Source organism: Modestobacter sp. DSM 44400, assembly GCF_900107175.1.
GTDB lineage: Bacteria > Actinomycetota > Actinomycetes > Mycobacteriales > Geodermatophilaceae > Modestobacter.
In genome coordinates, this window is sequence record NZ_FNOZ01000054.1 from 1 (window position 1) to 21,011 (window position 21,011).

Here is a 21,011-nt window from a genome sequence, read left to right on the forward strand (position 1 = left end):
CTAGCGGCCCGCGGTGTGTTGTTCGGCGGCGCCTGACCAGCGGAGCGCTCAGCTCCTGACCGGGTAGTCGGCGAACCGGGTGCGCAGGTCCTTCTTGGAGAACTTGCCGACGCTGGTCTTGGGCACCTCGTCGATGAACTCGACCGCCTCCGGCATCCACCACTTGGCGATCAGCGGCCGGAGGTGGTCGAGGATGTCCTGCTCGGTCGCCGTCTCGCCCGGCTTGAGGACGACGCAGGCCAGCGGGCGCTCGTCCCACTTGGGATGCGGGATGCCGACGACCGCGGCCTCCTCCACCGCCGGGTGGCTCATGATCGCGTTCTCCAGGTCCACCGAGGAGATCCACTCACCACCGGACTTGATCAGGTCCTTGGTGCGGTCGGCGATCCGGATGTTGCCGTCGGGCGCCATGGCGGCGACGTCGCCGGTCTTCATCCAGCCGTCGGGCGTCGTCAGCTCCACGCCCGCGTCCGGGTTGTAGTACGCGGCGGCACACCAGGGCCCGCGCACCTGCAGCTCACCGGTGGCACTGTCGTCCCACGGCTGCTCCTCGAGGGTGTCGGCGTCGACGATCCGGGCCTCCACCCCCAGGAACGGCAGGCCGGCCCGGGCCCGCTGGCTGGCCTTGGTGGCGTCGTCGGCGTCGTCGAAGGCGCGGGACAGGACGCCGGAGGAGGCGACCGGGTGGGTCTCGGTCATGCCCCAGGCCTGCAGGATCGGCAGCCCCACCTGCTCGCGGTAGGCCTCCGACAGCGCCTTGGGCACCGCCGAGCCGCCGCAGCCGATCTCCCGCAGCTTGTGCGGCCGGCCGGCCAGGTGCGGCAGCACCCCCTGCCAGATGGTGGGGACCCCGGCGGTGAACGTGACGCCCTCCTCGATGATCAGGTCGGCGAGCGCCTTGGGCTGCATCATCGAGCCGGGCATGACCATGGCGGCGCCGGCGGCGGGCCCGGCGTGCGCGATGCCCCAGGCGTTGGCGTGGAACATCGGCACGACCGGCATTGCGGCGTCCCGGACGCTGAGCCCGAAGGCGTTGGGCGAGATGACGCCCATGGTGTGCAGGTAGGTCGAGCGGTGGGAGTAGACGACGCCCTTGGGGTTGCCGGTCGTGCCGCTCGTGTAGCACATGTAGGCGGCCGAACCCTCGTCCGTGACATGGAAGTCGACCGGCTGCGCGTCGGCCAGCAGCGTCTCGTAGTCGAGGATCCGCGGGTCGTCGGGGATCTCGTTGTCACCGCCGTCGTCCATCACCACCACGTGGTGGACGGTCTTCATCGTGTCGATGAGCGGCCACAGCAGGTGCAGCACGGTGCGGTCGACGAAGACGACCTCGTCCTCGGCGTGGTTGGCGATGTAGGTGAGCTGCTCCGGGAAGAGCCGGATGTTGAGCGTGTGCACCACGCGGCCGGTGCACGGGCCGGCGAAGTACAGCTCCAGATGACGGGCCGAGTTCCAGGCGAACGTTCCTATCCGGCCGTCGGCGGTGATGCCCAGGGAGTCGAAGACACCGCCGAGCCGGCGGGTCCGCTCGGCCCATTGGGCATAGGTCGACCGGGTCCGGCCGGCCAGGCCGTCGGTGACGATCTGGACGTCGCCGTGGTGCTGCTCAGCGTGCCGGAAGATCGTGTCGATGGTGAGGGGGACGTCCTGCATCAACCCGCGCATGACCGCATGGTGCCAGTGACCCGGCTCACGATCCACCGGGGGGCGGGTCGTGCGGCGGCTGCAACTCATCCGTTCGGGTGACCTGCCGTCCCGGCGGCGCGGCGCGTCCTTGCCCTCTGCTGGCGCGTCGACACGCCGTTACCAGACCGTGACACCGGTTTCGTGACGGAGCCTTGACGAAGCACACCTGTTAGCGCTCACACTTAGCCCGCTCGCCTTGAGGCGGGCCTGCGCCGGCTCGTGCGGCGGCAGATGTCTCGAGGAGGAGATAGCAGTGAGCAGGAAGCTCAGGTTGACCGCCCTTGCGGGCGCACTGGCGATGGGCCTGGTGGCCTGCGGGGGCAGCGGCGCCGGCAGCAGCTCGTCCGCGGGCGAGAGCGCCGCGCCGGAGGACCTGACGATCGGCGTCTCCATGCCGACCCAGACCTCCGAGCGGTGGATCGCCGACGGCAACGCCGTCAAGGAGCAGCTGGAGGCCGAGAACTACAAGGTCGACCTGCAGTACGCGGGCGACGACATCCCGACTCAGTCCCAGCAGGTCGACCAGATGATCACCGAGGGCGCCGACCTGCTGATCGTCGCGGCCATCGACGGCACCGCGTTGAGCAGCCAGCTCCAGGCGGCCGCCGACGCGAACATCCCGGTCATCAGCTACGACCGACTGATCCGGGACACCGAAAACGTCGACTTCTACGTCAGCTTCGACAACTACAAGGTCGGTGTCGCCCAGGCGACGGCCCTGCTCACCGGCCTCGGCGTCCTGAACCAGGACGGGTCGAAGGGCTCCGCCACCGGGCCGTTCAACATCGAGCTGTTCGCCGGCTCGCTGGACGACAACAACGCGCACTTCTTCTTCGGCGGCGCCATGGACACCCTCCAGCCCTACATCGACGACGGCACGCTGGTCGTGAAGTCGGGTCAGACCGACATCGAGCAGGCGGCGACGCTGCGCTGGCAGCAGGAAACCGCGCAGAAGCGCATGGAGGACCTGCTGACGTCCTCCTACAACGACGGCAGCAAGGTCAACGGCGTGCTGTCCCCGTACGACGGCCTCTCGCGCGGCATCATCACCGCCCTGCAGAACGCCGGCTACGGCCCGACCATCACTTCGACGCCCACCCCGATGCCCATCGTCACCGGGCAGGACGCCGAGATCGCCTCGGTCAAGCTGATCGCCGACGGTGTCCAGAGCTCGACGATCTTCAAGGACACCCGCCAGCTCGCCGAGCAAGCCGTCACCGCGGCCAAGGCGTATCTGGAGGGCAACGAGCCCGAGGCCAACGACACCAAGACCTACGACAACGGCGTCAAGGTAGTCCCGTCCTACCTGCTCCCCGTCCAGACGGTCTACAAGGACGACATCCAGTCGGTCCTGATCGACTCCGGCTACTGGACGGCCGACGAGGTCGCCAAGGGCCAGGCCGGCTGAGTCCGACCCCCAGTCCCGGCCGGGCTCGGCGGCAACTTGCCGAGCCCGGCCGGCACCACCCCCGGCCGCCTGGTCGGGGTGGGCAGGAAGTTCCTTAGCGCCCTCCGCACCCGGACGGCGCGCACCCGCGCCACCCGCATCGCCGGCGGCGCACACTCAGCCGAACACCACGCGCGAGGGACGAGGACGACGTAGTCCATGGACGAGAACATCCTGGAGATGCGCTCCATCACCAAGACCTTCCCCGGCGTCAAGGCGCTGTCGGACGTCTCGCTGGCGGTCCGCCGCGGTGATGTCCACGCGATCTGCGGGGAGAACGGCGCCGGCAAGTCGACGCTGATGAAGGTGCTCTCCGGGGTCTACCCAGCGGGCAGCTACGACGGCGAGATCGTCTTCGACGGCCAGGTCTGCCGCTTCTCCGGGATCCGCGACAGCGAGCACGCCGGGATCGCGATCATCCACCAGGAGCTCGCCCTGGTGCCCTTCCTGTCGATCGCCGAGAACATCTTCCTCGGCAACGAGAGGCGCGGCCGCGCCGGCCTCATCGACTGGAACAAGGCCAACGCCGAGGCGGCCGAGCTGCTGGCCTCCGTCGGCCTGGCGGAGAACCCGCTCACCCCGGTCGGCCAGCTCGGTGTCGGCAAGCAGCAGCTGGTGGAGATCGCCAAGGCGCTGTCCAAGGACGTGAAGCTGCTCATCCTCGACGAGCCGACCGCCGCGCTCAACGACACCGACTCCGCGCACCTGCTCAGCCTGCTCCGCCGGCTGCAGCAGCGTGGCATCACCTCGATCATGATCTCGCACAAGCTGAACGAGATCACCGCGATCGCCGACCACACCACGGTGATCCGCGACGGCCAGACGGTCGAGACGCTGGACATGAGCCAGCCGGGTGTCGATCAGGACCGGATCATCCGCGGCATGGTCGGCCGCGACCTCGAGTCCTACTACCCCGAGCGCGAGTCGCACCCGGGCGAGGAGGTGTTGCGGGTCGAGGACTGGACCGTCAAGCATCCCAGCCAGGACCGGCTCGTGGTCGACCACGCCTCCTTCACCGTGCGCGCCGGCGAGGTCGTCGGCATTGCCGGGCTGATGGGCGCCGGGCGCACCGAGCTCGCGATGAGCATCTTCGGCCGCTCCTACGGCCGGGACATCTCCGGCCGCATCTTCATGCACGGCCGGGAGGTGAAGGCGCGCACCGTCTCCGAGGCCATCGACCGGGGCATCGCCTACGCCACCGAGGACCGCAAGAAGTACGGCCTGAACCTCATCGAGGACATCCGCCGCAACGTTTCCGCAGCCGCCCTCGGCAAGCTGTCCCGCCGGGGCTGGGTGAACGGCAACGAGGAGACGAGGGTCGCCGAGGACAGTCGGCGGGACATGAACATCAAGGCACCGAGCGTGTCCTCGATCGTCGGGAAGCTGTCGGGCGGCAACCAGCAGAAGGTCGTCCTGTCCAAGTGGCTGTTCACCGACCCGGAGGTGCTGATCCTCGACGAGCCCACCCGGGGCATCGACGTCGGCGCCAAGTACGAGATATACACGATCATCAACAAGCTGGTCGCGGCCGGGAAGGCCGTCGTCGTCATCTCCTCCGAGCTGCCCGAGCTGCTCGGCATCTGCGACCGGATCTACACGCTGTCCGCCGGCCGGATCACGGGCGAGCTGCCGGTACGTGAGGCCACCCAAGAGAGCCTCATGGTGCTCATGACCAAGGAGAAGGAGCTCGCAGCATGACCAGGACCGTGGGGCCCGAGGCCAACCAGACCCCGCCGGAGGTCGCCGACGCCCCGGCCGTCGCGCTGCACAGCGGCACGAGCGACCTCCGCGGGCTCTTCAGCCGCAACCTGCGGCAGAGCGGCATCTACGTCGCCTTCCTGGCGATCGTGGTGCTGTTCGCGATCCTCACCTCGGGCACCTCGCTGAGCCCGGGCAACATCACCAACATCGTCCTGCAGTACTCCTACGTGCTGGTGCTGGCCATCGGCATGGTGATCGTGATCATCGCCGGCCACATCGACCTCTCGGTCGGGTCCGTGGTCGCCCTGACCGGTGCGGTCTCCGCCGTCCTGGTGATCCGGCACGGCGCGCCGTGGTGGGTGGGCGTGCTGGCCGCGATCGCGGTCGGGCTCGCCGTCGGTGCCTGGCACGGGTTCTGGGTCGCCTACGTCGGCATCCCGGCGTTCATCGTCACCCTCGCCGGCATGCTGCTCTTCCGCGGCCTGACCCTGCAGGTGCTGGACAACGTCTCCCTCTCGCCGTTCCCGTCCGAGTACGGCAAGGTCGCCAGTGGGTTCCTCAACGGCCTCATCGGTGGCAACGGCTACGACGCGTTCACGCTGCTCATCGGGGTCATCGCGGTGGCCGGCTACGCCGTCAGCGGCTTCCGCACCCGGGTCGCCCGCATCCGCTACAAGCAGCCGGTCGAGTCCTTTCCGCTGTTCGTCGCCCGGGTGGTGGCCGTCGGCCTGGTCGTCATGGCCTTCGCTTGGCAGCTGGCCCACGCCCGCGGCCTGCCGATCGTGCTCATCATCCTGGGCGTCCTGGTCATCGCCTACGGGACCATCACCAAGCGCTCGGTGTTCGGCCGGCAGGTCTACGCGATCGGCGGCAACCTGTCGGCGGCGACGCTGTCGGGCGTCAAGGTCCGGGTGGTCAACTTCTGGATCTTCGTCAACATGGGCTTCCTGTCCGCGGTCGCCGGGATCATCTACTCCTCGCGGTCCAACGGTGCCCAGCCCGGCGCCGGCAACAGCTTCGAGCTCGACGCGATCGCGGCCGCCTTCATCGGTGGCGCGGCGGTGACCGGCGGCGTCGGCACGGTCGTCGGCGCCATGGTCGGTGGTCTGCTCGTGGCCGTCATGAGCAACGGCATGCAGCTCATGGGCGTCGACCAGTCCATCCAGTCCGTGGTCAAGGGCCTCGTGCTGCTCCTGGCCGTCGCGTTCGACGTCTACAACAAGCGTCGCGGCGGCAACCGCTGACCACCCCGGCGCGGTGCGCCGGGTGAGCCCCGGTGCACCGCGCCGGACGCCCGCCCGGGCACTGCGCCTGGCGTGCCCACCGTGCCCTCACCGGGTGCGGGAGGGGCGCCGCGCTCCACCGAGGAGCAGTGCCGCTCCCGGTCAGCCCGACGAGAGGGGACAGCGGTGGAGCCCGAGGGGGCATCGCGTGCGCTGGTCATGTCCGACGTGGCGGCACGGGCGGGGGTCTCGCACCAGACTGTGTCCCGGGTGGTCAACAAGCATCCCCACGTCGCCACGGCGACCCGCGAGCGTGTCCAGCGTGCGATCGAGGAACTGGGCTACCGGCCGAACGCGGCCGCGCGGGCACTGGTCACCGGCTCGACCCGGACGATCGGGTTCGTGACCGTCAACATCAACCAGTACGGCCCGGCGCAGACGCTGGTCGGCCTGGAACAGGCCGCGCGGGCAGCCGGCTACTCGCTGTCGGTGACCGTGCTGGAGGACGCCACCGCCGGGGCGATGCGCGATGCGGTCGACCGGTTCGTCGCGCAGTCGGTCGACGCGGTCGTCGCGCTCGGCACCTACGACGACGCCGCCGAGGCGCTGCACGCCCTTGACGCCCCCGTACCCCTGGTCGCCGTCCAGAGCGGCGGCAGCCACGACTGGCCGGCCGTCGGCGTGGACCAGGTGGCCGGCGCCCGGCTGGCCACCCGGCACCTGCTCGAGCTCGGCCACCGCACGGTTCACCACGTCACCGGGCCGGCCGACTCGCAGGAGGCCCGGGACCGCATCGAGGGCTGGCGCGCCGAATTGCTCGCCGCGGGCGCGCCCGAGCCGGGCTACCTGCGCGGGAACTGGACGCCGTCGTCGGGGTACGAGGCGGGCAGGCAGCTGGCGGCCCGGATGCGGGACGGCGACGACGTCACGGCGGTCTTTCTCGCCAACGACCAGATGGCGCTCGGGCTGCTGGCCGCCTTCCATGACGTGGGTCTGCACGCGCCGCAGGACGTCAGCGTCGTCGGCTTCGACGACCTGCCCGAGGCGCCGTACTTCAGCCCGCCGCTGACCACCGTGCGCCAGGACTTCGCCGAGCTGGGCCGGCGGGGTGTGCAGCTGGTGCTCGCCCGGCTGCGGGGGGAGGACGTCGCCGCGCCCGAGCCGGTGGCGCCCCAGCTCGTCGTGCGGTCGACGACCGGTCCGTATCCCGTCCCCGGCAGTGGGCGCCCGTGCGGGCCGCGCGTCGAGACGTTGTATGTTAGCGCTAACATTGATCACCCGGGCGATCGCACCCGTCGGCGCCGCGCGGAGGAGAACTGATGTTCGAAGACCGGGACACGTACGTCATCGGAGTGGACTTCGGCACCCTGTCGGGCCGGGCGGTCGTCGTCCGGGTACGGGACGGCGCCGAGCTGGCCGGCGCCGTGTCCCCCTACGCGCACGCGGTGGTCGAGCGGACGCTGCCGGCGACCGGTGAGCAGCTGCCGCCGGACTGGGCGCTGCAGATGCCCGGCGACTGGGTCGAGGTGCTGCGCACTGCGGTCCCCGCGGCGCTCGCCGCCAGCGGCGTGGCCCCCGAGGACGTCATCGCCATCGGCACCGACTTCACCGCCTGCACGGTGCTGCCGACCACGACCGACGGCACCCCGCTGAGCGACCTGCCGGAGCTCCGCGACCGGCCGCACGCCTACCCCAAGCTCTGGAAGCACCACGCCGCCCAGCCGCACGCCGACCGGATCAACGCCCTGGCCGAGGAGAGCGGGGAGAGCTGGCTGGCCCGCTACGGCGGCCGCATCTCCAGCGAGTGGGAGTTCGCCAAGGCGCTGCAGGTGCTGGAGGAGGACCCCGAGGTCTACGCGGCCACCGAGCGGTGGGTCGAGGCGGCCGACTGGATCATCTGGCAGCTGTGCGGCGTCTACGTGCGCAACGCCTGCACCGCCGGCTACAAGGGCATCTACCAGGACGGGCACTACCCCTCCCGGGAGTACCTCGCCGCGCTGAACCCGGGATTCGCCGATTTCGTCGCCGACAAGCTCGAGCATCCGATCGGCCAGCTCGGCGACCGGGCCGGCGGGCTGACCGCGCAGGCGGCGGCCTGGACCGGGCTGCCCGAGGGCATCACGGTGGCGGTGGGCAACGTCGACGCGCACGTCACCGCACCGGCCGCGCAGGCCACCGAGCCCGGTCAGCTGCTCGCGGTGATGGGCACCTCGACCTGCCACGTGATGCCCAGCGACGCCCTCGCCGACGTCCCCGGCATGTGCGGTGTCGTCGAGGGCGGCATCGTCCCGGGCCTCTACGGCTACGAGGCCGGCCAGAGCGCCGTCGGCGACATCTTCGGCTGGTTCGTCGAGTTCGGCGTGCCGGCGGCCTACCGCGACGCCGCCGCGGCGCAGGGCATCGGGCTGCACGAGCACCTGACCGAGCTGGCCGCCGCCCAGGAGGTCGGCGAGCACGGTCTGGTCGCGCTGGACTGGCAGGGCGGCAACCGGTCGGTGCTGGTCGACGCGGAGCTCTCCGGGGTCATCGTCGGCCAGACGCTGGCCACCCGGCCGGAGGACACCTATCGCGCGCTGCTGGAGTCCACCGCGTTCGGCACCCGCACCATCATCGAGGCGTTCGAGGGCAGCGGCGTCCCGGTCACCGAGTTCGTCGTGGCCGGCGGGCTGCTGAAGAACGCCTTCCTCATGCAGGTCTACGCCGACGTGTGCCGCCGTCCGCTCTCGGTGATCGACTCGCAGCAGGGGCCGGCGCTGGGCTCGGCGATCTACGCCGCGGTCGCCGCGGGTGCGTACCCCGACGTCACCACCGCCGCCCGCGCCATGGGGAAGGTGCGCCGTGGGGTCTACGTGCCCGACGAGCAGCGGGCCGACGCCTACGACGCCCTCTACGCCGAGTACCGGCAGCTGCACGACCACTTCGGCCGCGGCGGCAACGACGTCCTGCACCGGCTGCGGGCCATCCGGCGCGCGGCGGTGGCCCGAGCGGGTCACCCGGGCGCCGCGGACGCCTACGACGTCGAGACAACGTCCTCCGCCCTTCCCGAGGAGCAGCCGGCATGACCGGGCAGCCATCGACCCCGGGCGAGCGGGGCACGCACCGGGAGCTGCGCGAGCACGTCGCCGCGCTGCACGCCGAGCTGACCCGCTACCAGCTGGTCACCTGGACGGCGGGCAATGTCTCGGCTCGCGTGCCGGGGGAGAACCTGTTCGTCATCAAGGGCAGCGGCGTCGTCTACGACGAGTTGACCTGGGAGGGCATCACGGTCTGCGACCTCGACGGCGGCGTCGTCGATGGGGTGCGGGCGCCCTCCAGCGACACCGCGGCGCACGCCTACGTCTACCGGTCGATGCCCGAGGTCCACGGGCAGGTGCACACGCACAGCCCGTACGCCGCGGCGTGGGCGGCACGCGGCGAGGAGATCCCGTGCGTGCTGACCGCGATGGCCGACGAGTTCGGCGGCCCGATCCCGGTCGGGCCGTTCGCGCTCATCGGCGACGACTCCATCGGCCAGGGCGTCGTCACCACGCTGAAGGGCAGTCGCTCGCCGGCGGTCCTCATGCAGAACCACGGTGTGTTCACCATCGGCCCGTCGGCGAAGGCGGCCGTCAAGGCCGCGGTGATGACCGAGGACGTCGCCCGCACCGTGCACCTCTCCCGTCAGCTGGGGAAGCCCACCCCCATCGCGCAGGCCGACATCGACTCCCTGTACGCGCGGTACCAGAACGTTTACGGCCAGCGGTGAGGGCCAGCGAATGAGGAAGGACCACCACGTGCCATTCGAAGGTCAGGAGCTCTGGTTCCTCACCGGCAGCCAGGGGCTGTACGGCGAGGAGACCCTCCAGCAGGTGGCTGAGCAGTCCCAGCGGGTCGCCGCCGCCCTCGACGACGCCGCCGAGGTTCCGGTCCGGGTGGTTTGGAAGCCGGTGCTCACCGACTCCGGCGCGATCCGCCGGACGATGGGGCAGGCCAATGAGGACCCCGCATGCCTGGGCCTGATCACCTGGATGCACACCTTCTCCCCGGCGAAGATGTGGATCTCCGGGCTGGACGCGCTGCGCAAGCCGCTGCTGCACCTGCACACCCAGGCCGACGCCGCCCTGCCGTGGTCGACGATCGACATGGATTTCATGAACCTCAACCAGGCCGCCCACGGCGACCGGGAGTTCGGGTTCGCCCTCACTCGGCTCCGGGTGCCCCGGACGACGGTGGCCGGGCACGTCGGCAACCCCGCCGTCCGTGCCCGGGTGGGTTCCTGGGCCCGGGCCGCAGCCGGCGCCGCGGCGGCCCGGGACCTCAAGCTGGCCAGGTTCGGTGACAACATGCGCGACGTCGCGGTGACCGAGGGCGACAAGGTCGAGGCGGAGATCCGCTTCGGGATGTCGGTGAACACCTGGGGCGTCAACGACCTGGTCGAGGTCGTCGACGGGGTGGCCGAGTCGTCCGTCGACGCGCTGGTCGCGGAGTACGCCGACCTGTACGAGATGGACGCCGACGTGCTCCCCGGCGGTGCGCAGCACGAGAGCGTGCGTTACCAGGCCCGCATCGAGGCTGCGCTGCGCGGCTTCCTGACCGACGGCGGTTTCGGCGCGCTCACCACCAACTTCGAGGACCTCGGCGGGCTGCGGCAGCTGCCCGGCCTGGCCGTGCAGCGGCTGATGGCCGACGGGTATGGCTTCGGCGGTGAGGGCGACTGGAAGACCGCCGCGCTGCTGCGGGTGCTGAAGGTGACCGCCGCCGGGCTGCCGGGCGGGACCTCCTTCATGGAGGACTACACCTACGACCTGGCCGCACGGCGCCCGACGATCCTCGGTGCGCACATGCTGGAGGTCTGTCCGACCATCGCCGGCGGAAAGCCCCGGGTCGAGGTGCACCCGCTGTCCATCGGCGGCCGCGAGGACCCGGCCCGGCTGGTGTTCACCGCGGCTCCCGGCGACGGCGTCGTTCTCGGCTGGTCCGACCTCGGCGACCGGTTCCGCTGGGTCGCCAACGAGATCACGGTCGTGGAGCCGGCCGAGCCGCTGCCGAACCTGCCGGTCGCCCGGGCGGTGTGGGAGCCGAAGCCGGACTTCTCCACCGCGACCGAGGGCTGGCTCACCGCCGGTGGACCGCACCACACGGTGCTGTCCACCGCGATCGGCGCCGACGAGCTCACCGACCTGGCGGAGGTGTTCTCCACCGAGCTCGTGCTCATCGACGCCGACACCACCCGGCGGAGCCTGGCCAAGGAGCTGCGCTGGAGCGCGGCCTACCACCGGCTGGCACAGCGCCTCTGACGCTCGCGGGCACGATGCCCGGCCAGCCGTACCGGCCGGGCATCGTCGTCTGCTCAGCCGTAGGCGGCGGTAACGCCGTCGACCAGGGCGACAAGGGCGTCGGCGGCCGGGTGCGCCGCGTCCGCGTGGGCGCTTGCGCACGGTTGGCCGCTCCGCGGCTCGGCAGATGAGCGCCTTCACCCTGGCCGGGCTGCGCTACCTCGACGCAGCCCCGCGGCACCCGAGAAGCCTGAATTGCTTCCCGGGCACACCCGGACCTGGTCGCGCTGCAGCCCCCGAGCAGTAGTCGAGGATCACGCCTTGTTGTGGTGCTCGCTCCCGTGCTCGTGGACGTGGGGGTGTTGGTGGTCGGCGTGCTCGGGGTCCTCGGGGTGGCCGTGTTCGTGCGTGTGGTGCTCTGCAGCGCCGCTGGCCTTGTGGTGGTTGTCACCGTGCGGGTGTGCGTGCCCCGCCTGCCCTGGGACCTCGGCGTGGCCGTGCTCGTGGTCGGTGTGCTTGGTGGGTGTCTCGCTCACTGGTTTCTCCTGACGGTGGGGCCGTTGCGGGGGGCTTGCAGTGTCTCCCATGCCGTAGTGGTCACGCCATGGCGTCCGGGTGGCGTGGGGGCGAGGCTGCGGTCCACTTGTCCTCGATGCGCCCGTACCTCCACACCGTGAGCGCCACGATCCAGGTAAGGACGAACAGGCCCACGATGGTGTAGCCGACGTAGTCCAGGTCGAGTCCGCCCAGGGCAGCCAGCGGACCGGGCTCGATGCCGAGGCGGTCGACGAGGATCGAGATCAGCTCGATCGTCCCGATGATCAGGGCGACGGCCACGGACAGGCCGGTGTCGGCCATCTTGTCGAAGGCCTTGCGGACGGGCTTGGAGAAGGCCCAGCCGTGGACGAAGTTCATGAAGCACCCGTCGATCGTGTCGAGCAGGCATGCCGGCGGCGAACAGGATCGGCAGGCTGAGTACGGCGTACCGGGGGAGATTGAAGGCGGCCGCTCCGCCGGCGGGCACGAGCAGGCCGACCTCGGTGGCGGTGTCGAAGCCGAGCCCGGACAGCAGCCGGTGGGGTACATGTGCCAGGGCTTGCGCACTGCCCGGGTGACCCGGCCCAGGAATCGGCTCATCAGCCCCCGACCGGAGGGGAGCAGGCCCGGGCGGCAGGCCGTTGCGACCAGAAGGAGTAGCGGACTGTCGATCGATCGATCGATCGGCCGCGTCGTGGCGTCGGCGGCGGCGTCACGTCCCCGTCCGGGCGGGACGCACCCAGCGTTCCAACCGGCCTTCACTGCTGGCGGATCGGCGTCGGGACGTCATCGCTGAACTCGATGCGGAACACGGGAGGTGGCCCGAGGGGCGCCTGGGTGCATCGGGTCGTCAACGGCGTGCCGATCGTGCGGTGACTGCTGAGAGTGCGAAGGAGGCCGGCAGGATCCTGGGGGCGATCGCGATCCGGAACGGCGGAGCGGTCGACGCGAACATCGCCGCCGCGGCACTTGCGCGGCCTCGTCCGCTCCTGCTGCGGACCTCGGACCCCATCGACATGTGGCTGACGTCAGGGAAGGCCCAAATCGGCATCGAGCACGTCTGACCTGCGTTTGCCGCAGCCAGGTCGCCAACGCGTTTCGCCGGCTCATCGGACAACAGCGGCTCAGGCGGCGAGCACCAACGGCAGCTCCCGCAGTCCGCGGAGAACGAACTCCGGACGGCGGACGGCGGGGCCCCCGAGCTCCAGCACCGACGTGCGGCGCAGCAGCGCGCCGAAGGACGCCTGCAGCTCCACCCGGGCCAGCGGGGCCCCGATGCAGAAGTGCACGCCGGCGCCGAAGGTGATGTGCGGGTTGTCGGCGCGGCCGACGTGCAGGGTGTCGGCGGCGGAGAAGACCGCGGGGTCGCGGTTGGCGCTGCCCAGCAGCGCGGCGATCCTCTGGCCCCGCTCGATGGCGACCCCGCCGATCGCGACGTCCTCGGTGGCGGTGCGCTCGAACAACTGCAGCGGGGAGTCGAAGCGCATCAGCTCCTCGATCGCCGCCGGCAGCAGCCCGGGGTTCTCGCGCAGCCGCCGGAGCTGGTCGGGGTGCTCGAGCAGCGCCAGCAGGCCGTTGCCGCTGACGTTCACCGTCGCCTCGTGCCCGGCGTTGAGCAGCAGGATGCAGGTGGTGACCAGCTCGTCCTCGGTGAGCCGGTCGCCGTCCGCGTCCCGGGCGGTGACCAGGTGGGTGAGCAGGTCCTCACCCGGGGTCCGGCGCCGCTGCGCGGCCAGCTCCCGCAGGTAGGCGGCGAACTCGGCGGCGGCCCGCTCGGCGTCGTCCTCGACCTGCGTCGTCCGGCCGTACTCGTACATCTTCACGATGGCGTTGGACCACGGCCGCAGCAACGGCCGGTCGGCCGCCGGCACCCCGAGCAGCTCGGCGATCACCGCGACCGGGAGCTCCTCGGCCATCCCGCTGAGCAGGTCGACCGGCTCGGTGCCGGCCGAGCGCTCGACCAGCCCGTCGACCAGGGAGTCGGCGAGTTCCTGCACCCACGGACGCAGCCGCTCCACGTGCCCGCGGGCGAAGGCGGTGCTGATCAGGTGGCGCAGGCGGGTGTGATCCGGCGGCTCCATCTCCAGGATTGCGTTGCGGTGGATCAGGTTGAAGCTCTCGAACCGTTGGGCGGGCACCCTGTCCGACCAGAGGCGCCCGAGCCGCCGGTCGCGCAGCACCGCGTTCGCCTGCGCGTGGGAGAACGCCAGCCACAAACCCAGGCCCTCGTGCCACTGCACCGGTGCCTGCGCCCGGGCGGCGGCGAACGCGGGGTACGGGTCGGCGACGACGGCGGGATCGGTCAGGTCCAGCGGGACGGCGGCCAGGGTCACGCCGGGCAGCCTAGGACGGCGTCCGGACGGCCCCCTACCCTCGGGAGCATGGCCCGCTCCACGACCCGACGCCGTCCCGCCGCCCCGGCCGCCGCTGCCGATGGTGAGATCAACCCCAAGGCGCCCTGCCCGTGCGGCTCTGGCCGCCGGTACAAGCACTGCCACGGCTCCGGCTACGCCGCGCCGGTCCGCCGGCCGTTCGAGGGCCTGCCCGGCGAGGCCGACTGGGTCGCGCTGCGCGAGCTGGTACCGGCCGCGACCGCGGTGCTGGCCACGACCGAGGGCCGCTCGGTCACGCTGGCCAGCGTGCTGCCCGGCGGCTCGCCGGCGCTGGTGCGCGCCGGCGGCGAGATCCTGCTCGGCGTCCAGCTGCCGACCTCCTCCGACGACATCAGCCGCGACCTCGGGACGGCGCTGGCCGCCGCGCTCGACGCGCCCGCCGGCGCCCCGGTCGACCCGGGCCCGATCGGGGCCGCGGGCTCTGCCGGCCCGCGCCTGCAGGAGCTGCTCGACCTCACCGTCCCGCTGGACGTCACGGTGCACGACGACTTCGCCTTCTGGCTCGAGGGCACCGACGCCGGCCCGACGGCGATGGCCGGTCTCGAGCAGGCCAACGAGCTGGTCCTGCCCACCGTCCGGCTGGCCGGCCTGGATGCCGCGTACTGGGTGCGGCCCAGCACCGACCGCGCGCACGTCCGCTGGGTGCGCCCCGAGCCCGAGGAGCGGCTGCTCGACGCGCTGTCCCGGCTGTCCGCGGCCGAGCAGCTCACGCTGGGGGAGGGCACCCGCTACGCGGGGGCCTTCCGCGCACACGGCCTCGTCGTCCCCGTGTGGGACGTGCCGGCCGAGACGCCGGCCAAGGAGTGGGCCGGCCCGGCCGCGGGCCTGCAGTCGCGGCTGGAGTCGGTGTTGGGCTCGACCGAGCCGCTGACCGCCGACGAGCGCCGCGCCCGGGCAGGGCTGCTGTCCCGCCAGATCACGCTGCGCTGATTCCCGCCTCCGGGCCGCTCAGCCGGCTCGCTCTTGCGCCGTTCCTGCCGCTTCGGCGGCCGTGCGCCAGCGCAAGAGCGGAGATGACAGCGCAAGAGCGTCGGAACAGGAACCGGAGCTACCGTGGGCCGCGCACGGCCGGGCCGGTGAGCTCCCGGCCGGCGGTGGAGGAGAGGGAAGCGTGGGGTACGAGCACGGCGGGATGAGCGGGATGAGCGGGATGCACGTGCCGGACCTGCCGCCGACCACGGGGCGCCTGCTGGGCCTGGACCTGGGCGCCGCGTCGCCGGTGGCGTGGCTGGCCGTGGCGCTGGCGGCGTTGTACCTGGCTGGGCTGTGGCGGCTGCACCAGCGCGGCATCTCCTGGCCGGTGCTGCGCACGACGGCCTTCCTGGCCGGCTGCGCGAGCGTGTTCTACGTCTGCGCCAGCGGGCTGCAGTCCTACGGAATGGCGCTGTTCAGCGTGCACATGGTCCAGCACATGGTGCTGACGATGATGTCCCCGCTGGGTCTGCTGCTCGGGGCGCCTGTCACCCTGGCGTTGCGCGCCCTGCCGACGTCGCACGGGCCGACCGGGGCGCCGCGGCGGCTGCTGCTGTGGGGTCTGCACAGTCGGCTGGGCCGCATCCTCTCGCACCCGGCCTTCACCGTGCCGCTGTTCATCGCCAGTCTCTACGGCGTCTACTTCTCCTCCGTCTTCGACGACCTGATGTCCTCGGTGGCCGGGCACACCTTCATGCTGCTGCACTTCCTGGTCACCGGGCTGCTGTTCTTCGGCCCGGTGCTTGCCGTGGACCCGTGGCCGCGGCACTCCGGACACGGTGCCCGGATGCTGGAGCTGATGCTGCCCGCGCCGTTCCACGCCTTCTTCGGTGTGATCGTGATGATGAGCAGCAGGCTGCTGGTGACCGCGTTCGCCGCGCCGCCGGCCTCCTGGCACGTCGACCCGCTCGCGGACCAGGGTTCGGCCGGGGGCATCGCGTGGGCGTTCGGTGAGTTCCCGACGGTGCTGGTGCTTGCCGTCGTGTTCTTCCAGTGGAGCCGGTCGGAGGACCGGGCCAACCGCGCCGTCGAGCGGGCGCGGGAGCGGGCCATCGCGCGCGGCGAGAGCGGCGAGGACCCTGCGCTGACCGCGTACAACGAGCGGCTGCGGCAGCTGGCGGCCCAGCAGCCCTAGGAGGCCCGGCGCCGGCGGCGGACCGCCGCCTGCGTTGCCCCGTCGGTCAGGCGGCGGCCCGCAGCAGCCCGAGGGCGTACTGCACCCAGAACTCACCCGCCGGGGGGCCACCGTTGCAGGTGCCGTCGGACTCCCCGACCCGCTTCAGCCACAGGAAGGCGTCGACCTCGGCCAATCCGGTGGCCGCCGTGGGCCGCTGGCCGACTGCCCGTCCGGGCGGGTTGCACCAGTCGGTCCCCGCGCCGTTGCCGTTGCGGCTGGTGTCGATGACGAAGTGGGCGCCGCCCAGCGCGGCCGACACCGCCTGGCCGTAGCTGACGTTGCTCGCGGTGGTCTCGAAGTTGGACACGTTGAGGGCGAACCCGTCGGCGTGGGCGACCCCGGCCGACTGCAGCCGCTGGGCCATCGTCCGGGCGTCGATCCAGGTCGGGTTGCCGGCGTCGAGGTAGGTCAGCGTGCCGGGGTTCTTCTCCAGCACGTCGACCGCCGCGCCGAGCATCCGGTAGCGCTCCGCGGGGTCCCCGCACAGCTGGGCCAGCGCGTCGGGCTCGATGATCACTACGGCCTTGGCGGTGCCGATCCCATTCGCGACACCCTGGATCCACTGGGCGTACCCGGCCGCGGTCTGCTCCCCGCCTGCCGAGTACCCGCCGCAGTCGCGGCCCGGCACGTTGTACGCCACGAGGACCGGCACCGCGCCGGACGCCTGCGCGCCTGTGACGGCCTGCCGGACGGTCCCCGCGACATCGCCGCTCCACGCGCCCAGCCAGATCGCCGTCGGCACCTGTGCGAGGTCGGAGAGGAGCGCGGCGTCCTCGGCCGACGTGCCGCCGGTCCGGGCGGCCTGGGCGGCGCCGGTGTTCGGCCCGTAGAAGGTAGCTCCGGCCAGCGGGTTGCCCGCCGTTGCGCCCGTGGTGGGCGCGGGCGTCGTCGTGGTCGCCGGCGCGAGGTTGCTGCCGCTGGGGACGGTCGTCGCCGGAGCGGCCTGCGTCGACGTGTCCTGGACGGTCGAGGAGGTGCCCGACCCGGCCGGCACCGTGGTCTGCCCGGCCGTCGAGGACGTGCCGGACGTCGTGGAGGTGGGTGACGTGCCGGAGGTCGTGGAGGTGGGTGACGTACCGGAGGTCGAGGAGGTCGGAGCCGGCACGGACGCCGAGGTGGTGGCGGTCGTCCGCTTCGTCGAGATCCGGCAGCGAGGAGCGGGCGCCGGCGGCGCTGAGCTCGGAGGCGGTGGTGGGCTCGCTCAGGCTCGACGGCGACGGGCCGTCGAGCAGGGGAATGGTCACCGTGGCACCGGTGACGCAGAGCAGGACGGCGGTCGCCACGAGGACGCACCGCTCGGCGGGCGTGCGACGGGGAGAGGGGCTGTGCTTCATCGAGGCCGACCGTAGCCGTGCGTGAGTGAGCACATACGGAGGGGAACGGCACTTTGCCCGCCGACCTTGACACCCCGGCGGCGATCTGCAGCGTTCCGTCACCCCAAAATGGCTGGTCGAGGCCCCGCTACATGGTCGGCACACAACCGGTGCCCCGTCGACGACGGTCGCGAAAACCGATCAGTCCCGTACGCACCATCCGCACCGCCGGGCTCGCCCGCACCAGCGGGCACGCCCACCACGCTGACCCCGGTCTGATGCGTGTGGCGGCCCGGTACGTCAGACCCGGCGGCGTCCCGACACCAGAAGGCCGCTGCCCAACGCGAGCAGGGCCGCGCCGGCCGCCGGCAGCGGGGTCACGCCGGTGTAGGCCGGCTGACCGGCGGTGGGAAGGGCGGTGTTCGTGCCGACCGGCGTGGGGGCGGACTCGCCATCCTCGCAGGCGACCCCGTCGTCGTCCCGGTCCAGCGGGGCCCGGCAGCCCGGGTCACCCCGGTTGATCGGCGCGGCGCCCGCGGCCCGGATCTCGTCGCAGTTCGCGTGGTACGCCGACGGGCCGGCCGGCAGGAGCGCCCGCGCGGCGACCGGCTGCGGGGCTGCGGCAGTGGGGACTCATGTCCGCCGCCGCAGACCAGGCCGGTAACCGCCGCCAGCTCGGGGACGTCCGGCAGCATCGGGCAGAGCGCGGCCGGGAGCTGGGCGCGCAGGCCAGCGTGGCGAGTTCCTGGAGGCCGGGCGACGTCGCGGGGAGCTGGAACAAGAGCTGCTCGCACGCCGGCGAGTCCTCGCCCGTTTCCTCGTCGTCCCCCTGGTCGCGGCGAGCAGGGCGAGAGGCAGCCTCAGGAACGTGGACATGATCTCCCCGGAGGATCGATGAGCGGCAGCTGTGATCAGCACCGCCCAGCGACAACGAGCAGGGGATCGGTCCGTCACGCAGGTGTCGGACTCAGCCGGGGAGCGCCTCGCGCAAGACGGGACAGGACATGCACCGCGGACCGCCCCGGCCACTGCCCAGCTCGGAGCCGGCGATCCGGAGGACCTCGATCCCGGCAGCTTCCAGGGCGGCGTTCGTGACCGTGTTCCGCTCGTAGGCCACCGTCAGCCGCGGCGCGATGGCCAGGGTGTTGTTCCCGTCGTCCCACTGCTCCCGCTCGGCGGTGACCGGGTCCAGGCCGGTGTCGATCAGCCGCAGCCGGTCGATGCCCATGGCGGTCGCGGCGGCGACCAGGAACGGCCGGGGTCCGGTGACGGCGAGCTCGCTGGTGTCCGCGACGTCCGGCGGCTCGTCGCCGGCCGTCACCGTCCAGGCCTGCAGGGAGTCCGCGACCGCCGGGTACATGACCATCGCGTCGACGTCGACCATCGTGCAGATGGTGTCCAGGTGCATGGTGGCCCGCTCCTGCGCGATCGGCACGACGAGCACCGTGTGCGCCAGCCCCCGGGCGAACACCCGCCGGGCCAGGCGCTCGGCCCCGCCCGCGGTCGTCCGCTCGCCGACGCCGACGGCCAGCACACCGGGGGCGAGCAGCAGCACGTCACCGCCCTCGAGGTGCTCCAGGTCGGACTCGTAGAGCTGCTCGGCGCCGGCGAACCGCGGGTGGTGGGCGTACAGCGCGGCGGTGAGCGCGCTCTCCCGGTGCCGCGCGGGCATGGTCAGCGAGGCCACCGCGACCTGGTCGCCGACCCAGACCGACGAGTCGCGGGTGAACATGAGGTTGGGCAGCGGCGGGACGACGAACTCTCCCCGCCCCATCAGCTCGTAGGCCAGACCCCGCCCGCCACGCAGCTCGTCGTGGGCCACCCCGGTGATCAGGGCGGCGGCCAGGTCGTCGGCCGCCAGGCCCGCCAGGTGCGCGGTGGTGGCGTGTCGCAGCGTCGCGCCCAGCCGCGGGTCGTCGATCGCGGCGGTGATCACCTCCGCGCGGGCGGCCGGCACCGCCATCACCTCGGCCAGCAGCCGGTCCAGGTGGAGCACCTCGACCCCGCGTTCGGTCAGCGCCGCAGCGAAGGCGTCGTGCTCCTCCTGGGCGCGGGCCACCCACGGGACGCCGTCGAAGAGGAGCTCGTCGTTGTTGCGGGGCGTGAGTCGGCGCAGCTCGGCGCCGGGCCGGTGCAGCAGCACCGTGCGCAGCCGGCCGACCTCGCTCGTCACCTGGTTCCCGGGAGCCGTCATGCCCGCAGAGCCTGCCCGATCGATCATTTCCGCTGGGGTGCGGGGGACCGCGCGGATCGTTGTGCTCTGAGTCGCGCCACGACTCAGAGCACACGTCGCCCGGTGCCCCTGCCGGAACGGTCGCCGACGCCCGCGGAGGTGTCCGGCTGTCCGGTCCTGTCGGCGGCGCGTGGTCCACTACCGCGGTGAGCGCCCCGCCCCGACCGTCTCGACCAGCCCCGCTGGCTGGTGGCGAAGCTGCCGCCGGTGCGCCGGTGACCCGGCGCGCGATCGTCTTCCACGGGACGGGCGGGCACCCGGACGCCGTCTGGTACCGCTGGCTCGGCGACCGGCTGGCCGCGCGCGGCTACGAGGTCGAGATCCCGCACCACCCGGGGCTGAACCAGGAGCCGATCGACACCTTCCTGCCGCGGGTCCTGGCCAGCCACTCCTTCGACGAGGACACGGTGCTCGTCGGGCACTCGGGCGGCGCGGCACTGCTGCTGGCCCTGCTGGAGCACCTGCAGACGCCGGTTGCGCAGGCCGTCCTCGTCGCCGGCTACTCGACCCCGCCCAACACCGAGGACGAACCCGTCCTGCAGACCAGCTACGACTGGGCCCGGATCAGGGCGCACGCCCGGCAGTTCGTCTTCGTCAACTTCGTCGAGGACCCCTACGGCTGCGACGACGCGCAGGGGCGGGCCATGTTCGACCGGCTCGGCGGCGTGCAGATCGTGCTGGACGAGGGACACTTCGGCTCACCCGAGCGCGACCATCCGACCTTCGAGCTGCTCGACCGGCTGATCGACTAGAGCGTGTCTGCCAAAGATTGGCGGGTTGGTGGGCGACGCTGGACGAATGTTGCGTACCGACGAGATCCCGGACGAGTTGTGGGAGTTGATCCAGCCGGTGCTGCCTGCCGGCGGTCATCAGGGCCGGCCGTGGAATGACCACCGACTGACGCTCGAGGCGATCATCTGGCGGTACCGCACCGGGTCGCCGTGGCGTGACCTGCCCGATCACTTCGGCGCGTGGCAATCGGTGTGGGAACGCCACCGTCGCTGGTCTGACGACGGCACCTACGTGCGGATGTTCGCCGCGGTGCGCGCCGCAGCCCCTGAGCGCGATGAGCAG

The 21,011-nt window shown here is 72.0% G+C and carries 18 protein-coding genes and 1 pseudogene; 12 read left to right on the plus strand and 7 right to left on the minus strand.

The window, feature by feature from the left end:
• Window positions 1–48: 48 nt before the first annotated feature.
• A complete protein-coding gene (locus tag BLW04_RS21400) occupies window positions 49–1,665 on the minus strand; it encodes a long-chain fatty acid--CoA ligase (protein ID WP_091547200.1) in 1,617 nt (538 codons plus the stop codon).
• Window positions 1,666–1,939: 274 nt separating this feature from the next.
• On the opposite strand from BLW04_RS21400, the gene chvE reads away from it, so the two are divergent.
• The 7 genes from chvE to araA all read left to right on the plus strand — a co-directional run bounded on the left by chvE (window position 1,940) and on the right by araA (window position 11,333).
• A complete protein-coding gene (chvE, locus tag BLW04_RS21405) occupies window positions 1,940–3,094 on the plus strand; it encodes a multiple monosaccharide ABC transporter substrate-binding protein (protein ID WP_254781859.1) in 1,155 nt (384 codons plus the stop codon).
• A gap of 198 nt (window positions 3,095–3,292) precedes the next feature.
• Window positions 3,293–4,831 carry a multiple monosaccharide ABC transporter ATP-binding protein gene (mmsA, locus tag BLW04_RS21410; RefSeq protein ID WP_091547204.1) on the plus strand — a complete coding sequence of 513 codons (1,539 nt, stop codon included), beginning with the start codon at window positions 3,293–3,295 and terminating at the stop codon, window positions 4,829–4,831.
• Window positions 4,828–6,078, plus strand: a complete 1,251-nt coding sequence (gene mmsB, locus BLW04_RS21415) for a multiple monosaccharide ABC transporter permease (RefSeq protein WP_091547206.1) — start codon at window positions 4,828–4,830, stop codon at window positions 6,076–6,078. The genes mmsA and mmsB overlap by 4 nt, the downstream gene beginning before the upstream one ends.
• A gap of 198 nt (window positions 6,079–6,276) precedes the next feature.
• Window positions 6,277–7,377 (plus strand): LacI family DNA-binding transcriptional regulator, encoded by a 1,101-nt coding sequence (locus BLW04_RS21420; protein WP_091547234.1) that lies wholly within the window; start codon window positions 6,277–6,279, stop codon window positions 7,375–7,377.
• Window positions 7,377–9,119: a ribulokinase gene (araB, locus tag BLW04_RS21425; protein ID WP_091547209.1), complete on the plus strand. Its 1,743-nt coding sequence runs from the start codon at window positions 7,377–7,379 to the stop codon at window positions 9,117–9,119. Before BLW04_RS21420 ends, araB begins: the two co-directional genes overlap by 1 nt.
• The gene (locus BLW04_RS21430; RefSeq protein WP_091547212.1) at window positions 9,116–9,802 is read left to right on the plus strand and encodes an L-ribulose-5-phosphate 4-epimerase; all 687 of its coding nucleotides are present in this window, start codon (window positions 9,116–9,118) and stop codon (window positions 9,800–9,802) included. Before araB ends, BLW04_RS21430 begins: the two co-directional genes overlap by 4 nt.
• A 28-nt stretch (window positions 9,803–9,830) precedes the next feature.
• Entirely contained in the window at window positions 9,831–11,333 is a 1,503-nt protein-coding gene (gene araA / locus BLW04_RS21435; protein WP_254781860.1) for an L-arabinose isomerase, read from the plus strand.
• A gap of 293 nt (window positions 11,334–11,626) precedes the next feature.
• Here araA and BLW04_RS21440 read toward each other — a convergent pair whose 3' ends face one another.
• Both BLW04_RS21440 and BLW04_RS27730 read right to left on the minus strand, forming a co-directional pair.
• Window positions 11,627–11,848 carry a hypothetical protein gene (locus tag BLW04_RS21440; RefSeq protein ID WP_091547216.1) on the minus strand — a complete coding sequence of 74 codons (222 nt, stop codon included), beginning with the start codon at window positions 11,846–11,848 and terminating at the stop codon, window positions 11,627–11,629.
• A 61-nt stretch (window positions 11,849–11,909) separates the two neighbouring features.
• Window positions 11,910–12,525 (minus strand): annotated as a pseudogene (locus BLW04_RS27730) (hypothetical protein).
• Window positions 12,526–12,721: 196 nt separating this feature from the next.
• Between BLW04_RS27730 and BLW04_RS21450 the strand changes: the two are divergent.
• Window positions 12,722–12,913 carry a hypothetical protein gene (locus BLW04_RS21450; RefSeq protein ID WP_091547218.1) on the plus strand — a complete coding sequence of 64 codons (192 nt, stop codon included), beginning with the start codon at window positions 12,722–12,724 and terminating at the stop codon, window positions 12,911–12,913.
• 60 nt (window positions 12,914–12,973) lie between these two features.
• On the opposite strand, the gene BLW04_RS21455 is transcribed toward BLW04_RS21450, so the two are convergent.
• Window positions 12,974–14,182, minus strand: a complete 1,209-nt coding sequence (locus tag BLW04_RS21455; protein ID WP_091547220.1) for a cytochrome P450 — start codon at window positions 14,180–14,182, stop codon at window positions 12,974–12,976.
• A gap of 48 nt (window positions 14,183–14,230) precedes the next feature.
• Between BLW04_RS21455 and BLW04_RS21460 the strand changes: the two genes are divergently transcribed.
• Together BLW04_RS21460 and BLW04_RS21465 are read left to right on the plus strand one after the other, a co-directional pair.
• A complete protein-coding gene (locus BLW04_RS21460; protein ID WP_091547223.1) occupies window positions 14,231–15,172 on the plus strand; it encodes a DUF5926 family protein in 942 nt (313 codons plus the stop codon).
• A 181-nt stretch (window positions 15,173–15,353) separates the two neighbouring features.
• Window positions 15,354–16,349, plus strand: coding sequence for a cytochrome c oxidase assembly protein (locus BLW04_RS21465; protein WP_254781861.1), 996 nt, complete (start codon window positions 15,354–15,356; stop codon window positions 16,347–16,349).
• A gap of 46 nt (window positions 16,350–16,395) precedes the next feature.
• Here the strand turns inward: BLW04_RS21465 and BLW04_RS21470 are convergent, their stop codons facing one another.
• From BLW04_RS21470 to BLW04_RS21485, 3 genes are all read right to left on the minus strand, one after another.
• Window positions 16,396–17,496 carry a glycoside hydrolase family 6 protein gene (locus tag BLW04_RS21470; protein ID WP_217631170.1) on the minus strand — a complete coding sequence of 367 codons (1,101 nt, stop codon included), beginning with the start codon at window positions 17,494–17,496 and terminating at the stop codon, window positions 16,396–16,398.
• Between the two features lie 508 nt (window positions 17,497–18,004).
• Entirely contained in the window at window positions 18,005–18,292 is a 288-nt protein-coding gene (locus BLW04_RS21480) for an excalibur calcium-binding domain-containing protein (protein ID WP_091547243.1), read from the minus strand.
• A 379-nt stretch (window positions 18,293–18,671) separates the two neighbouring features.
• A complete protein-coding gene (locus BLW04_RS21485; protein ID WP_091547228.1) occupies window positions 18,672–19,898 on the minus strand; it encodes an arginine deiminase in 1,227 nt (408 codons plus the stop codon).
• Between the two features lie 254 nt (window positions 19,899–20,152).
• Between BLW04_RS21485 and BLW04_RS21490 the strand changes: the two genes are divergently transcribed.
• Window positions 20,153–20,689 (plus strand): alpha/beta fold hydrolase, encoded by a 537-nt coding sequence (locus BLW04_RS21490; protein ID WP_091547231.1) that lies wholly within the window; start codon window positions 20,153–20,155, stop codon window positions 20,687–20,689.
• A gap of 46 nt (window positions 20,690–20,735) precedes the next feature.
• On the plus strand, window positions 20,736–21,011 hold a 276-nt coding region (locus BLW04_RS21495), incomplete at its 3' end, for a transposase (protein WP_139306710.1).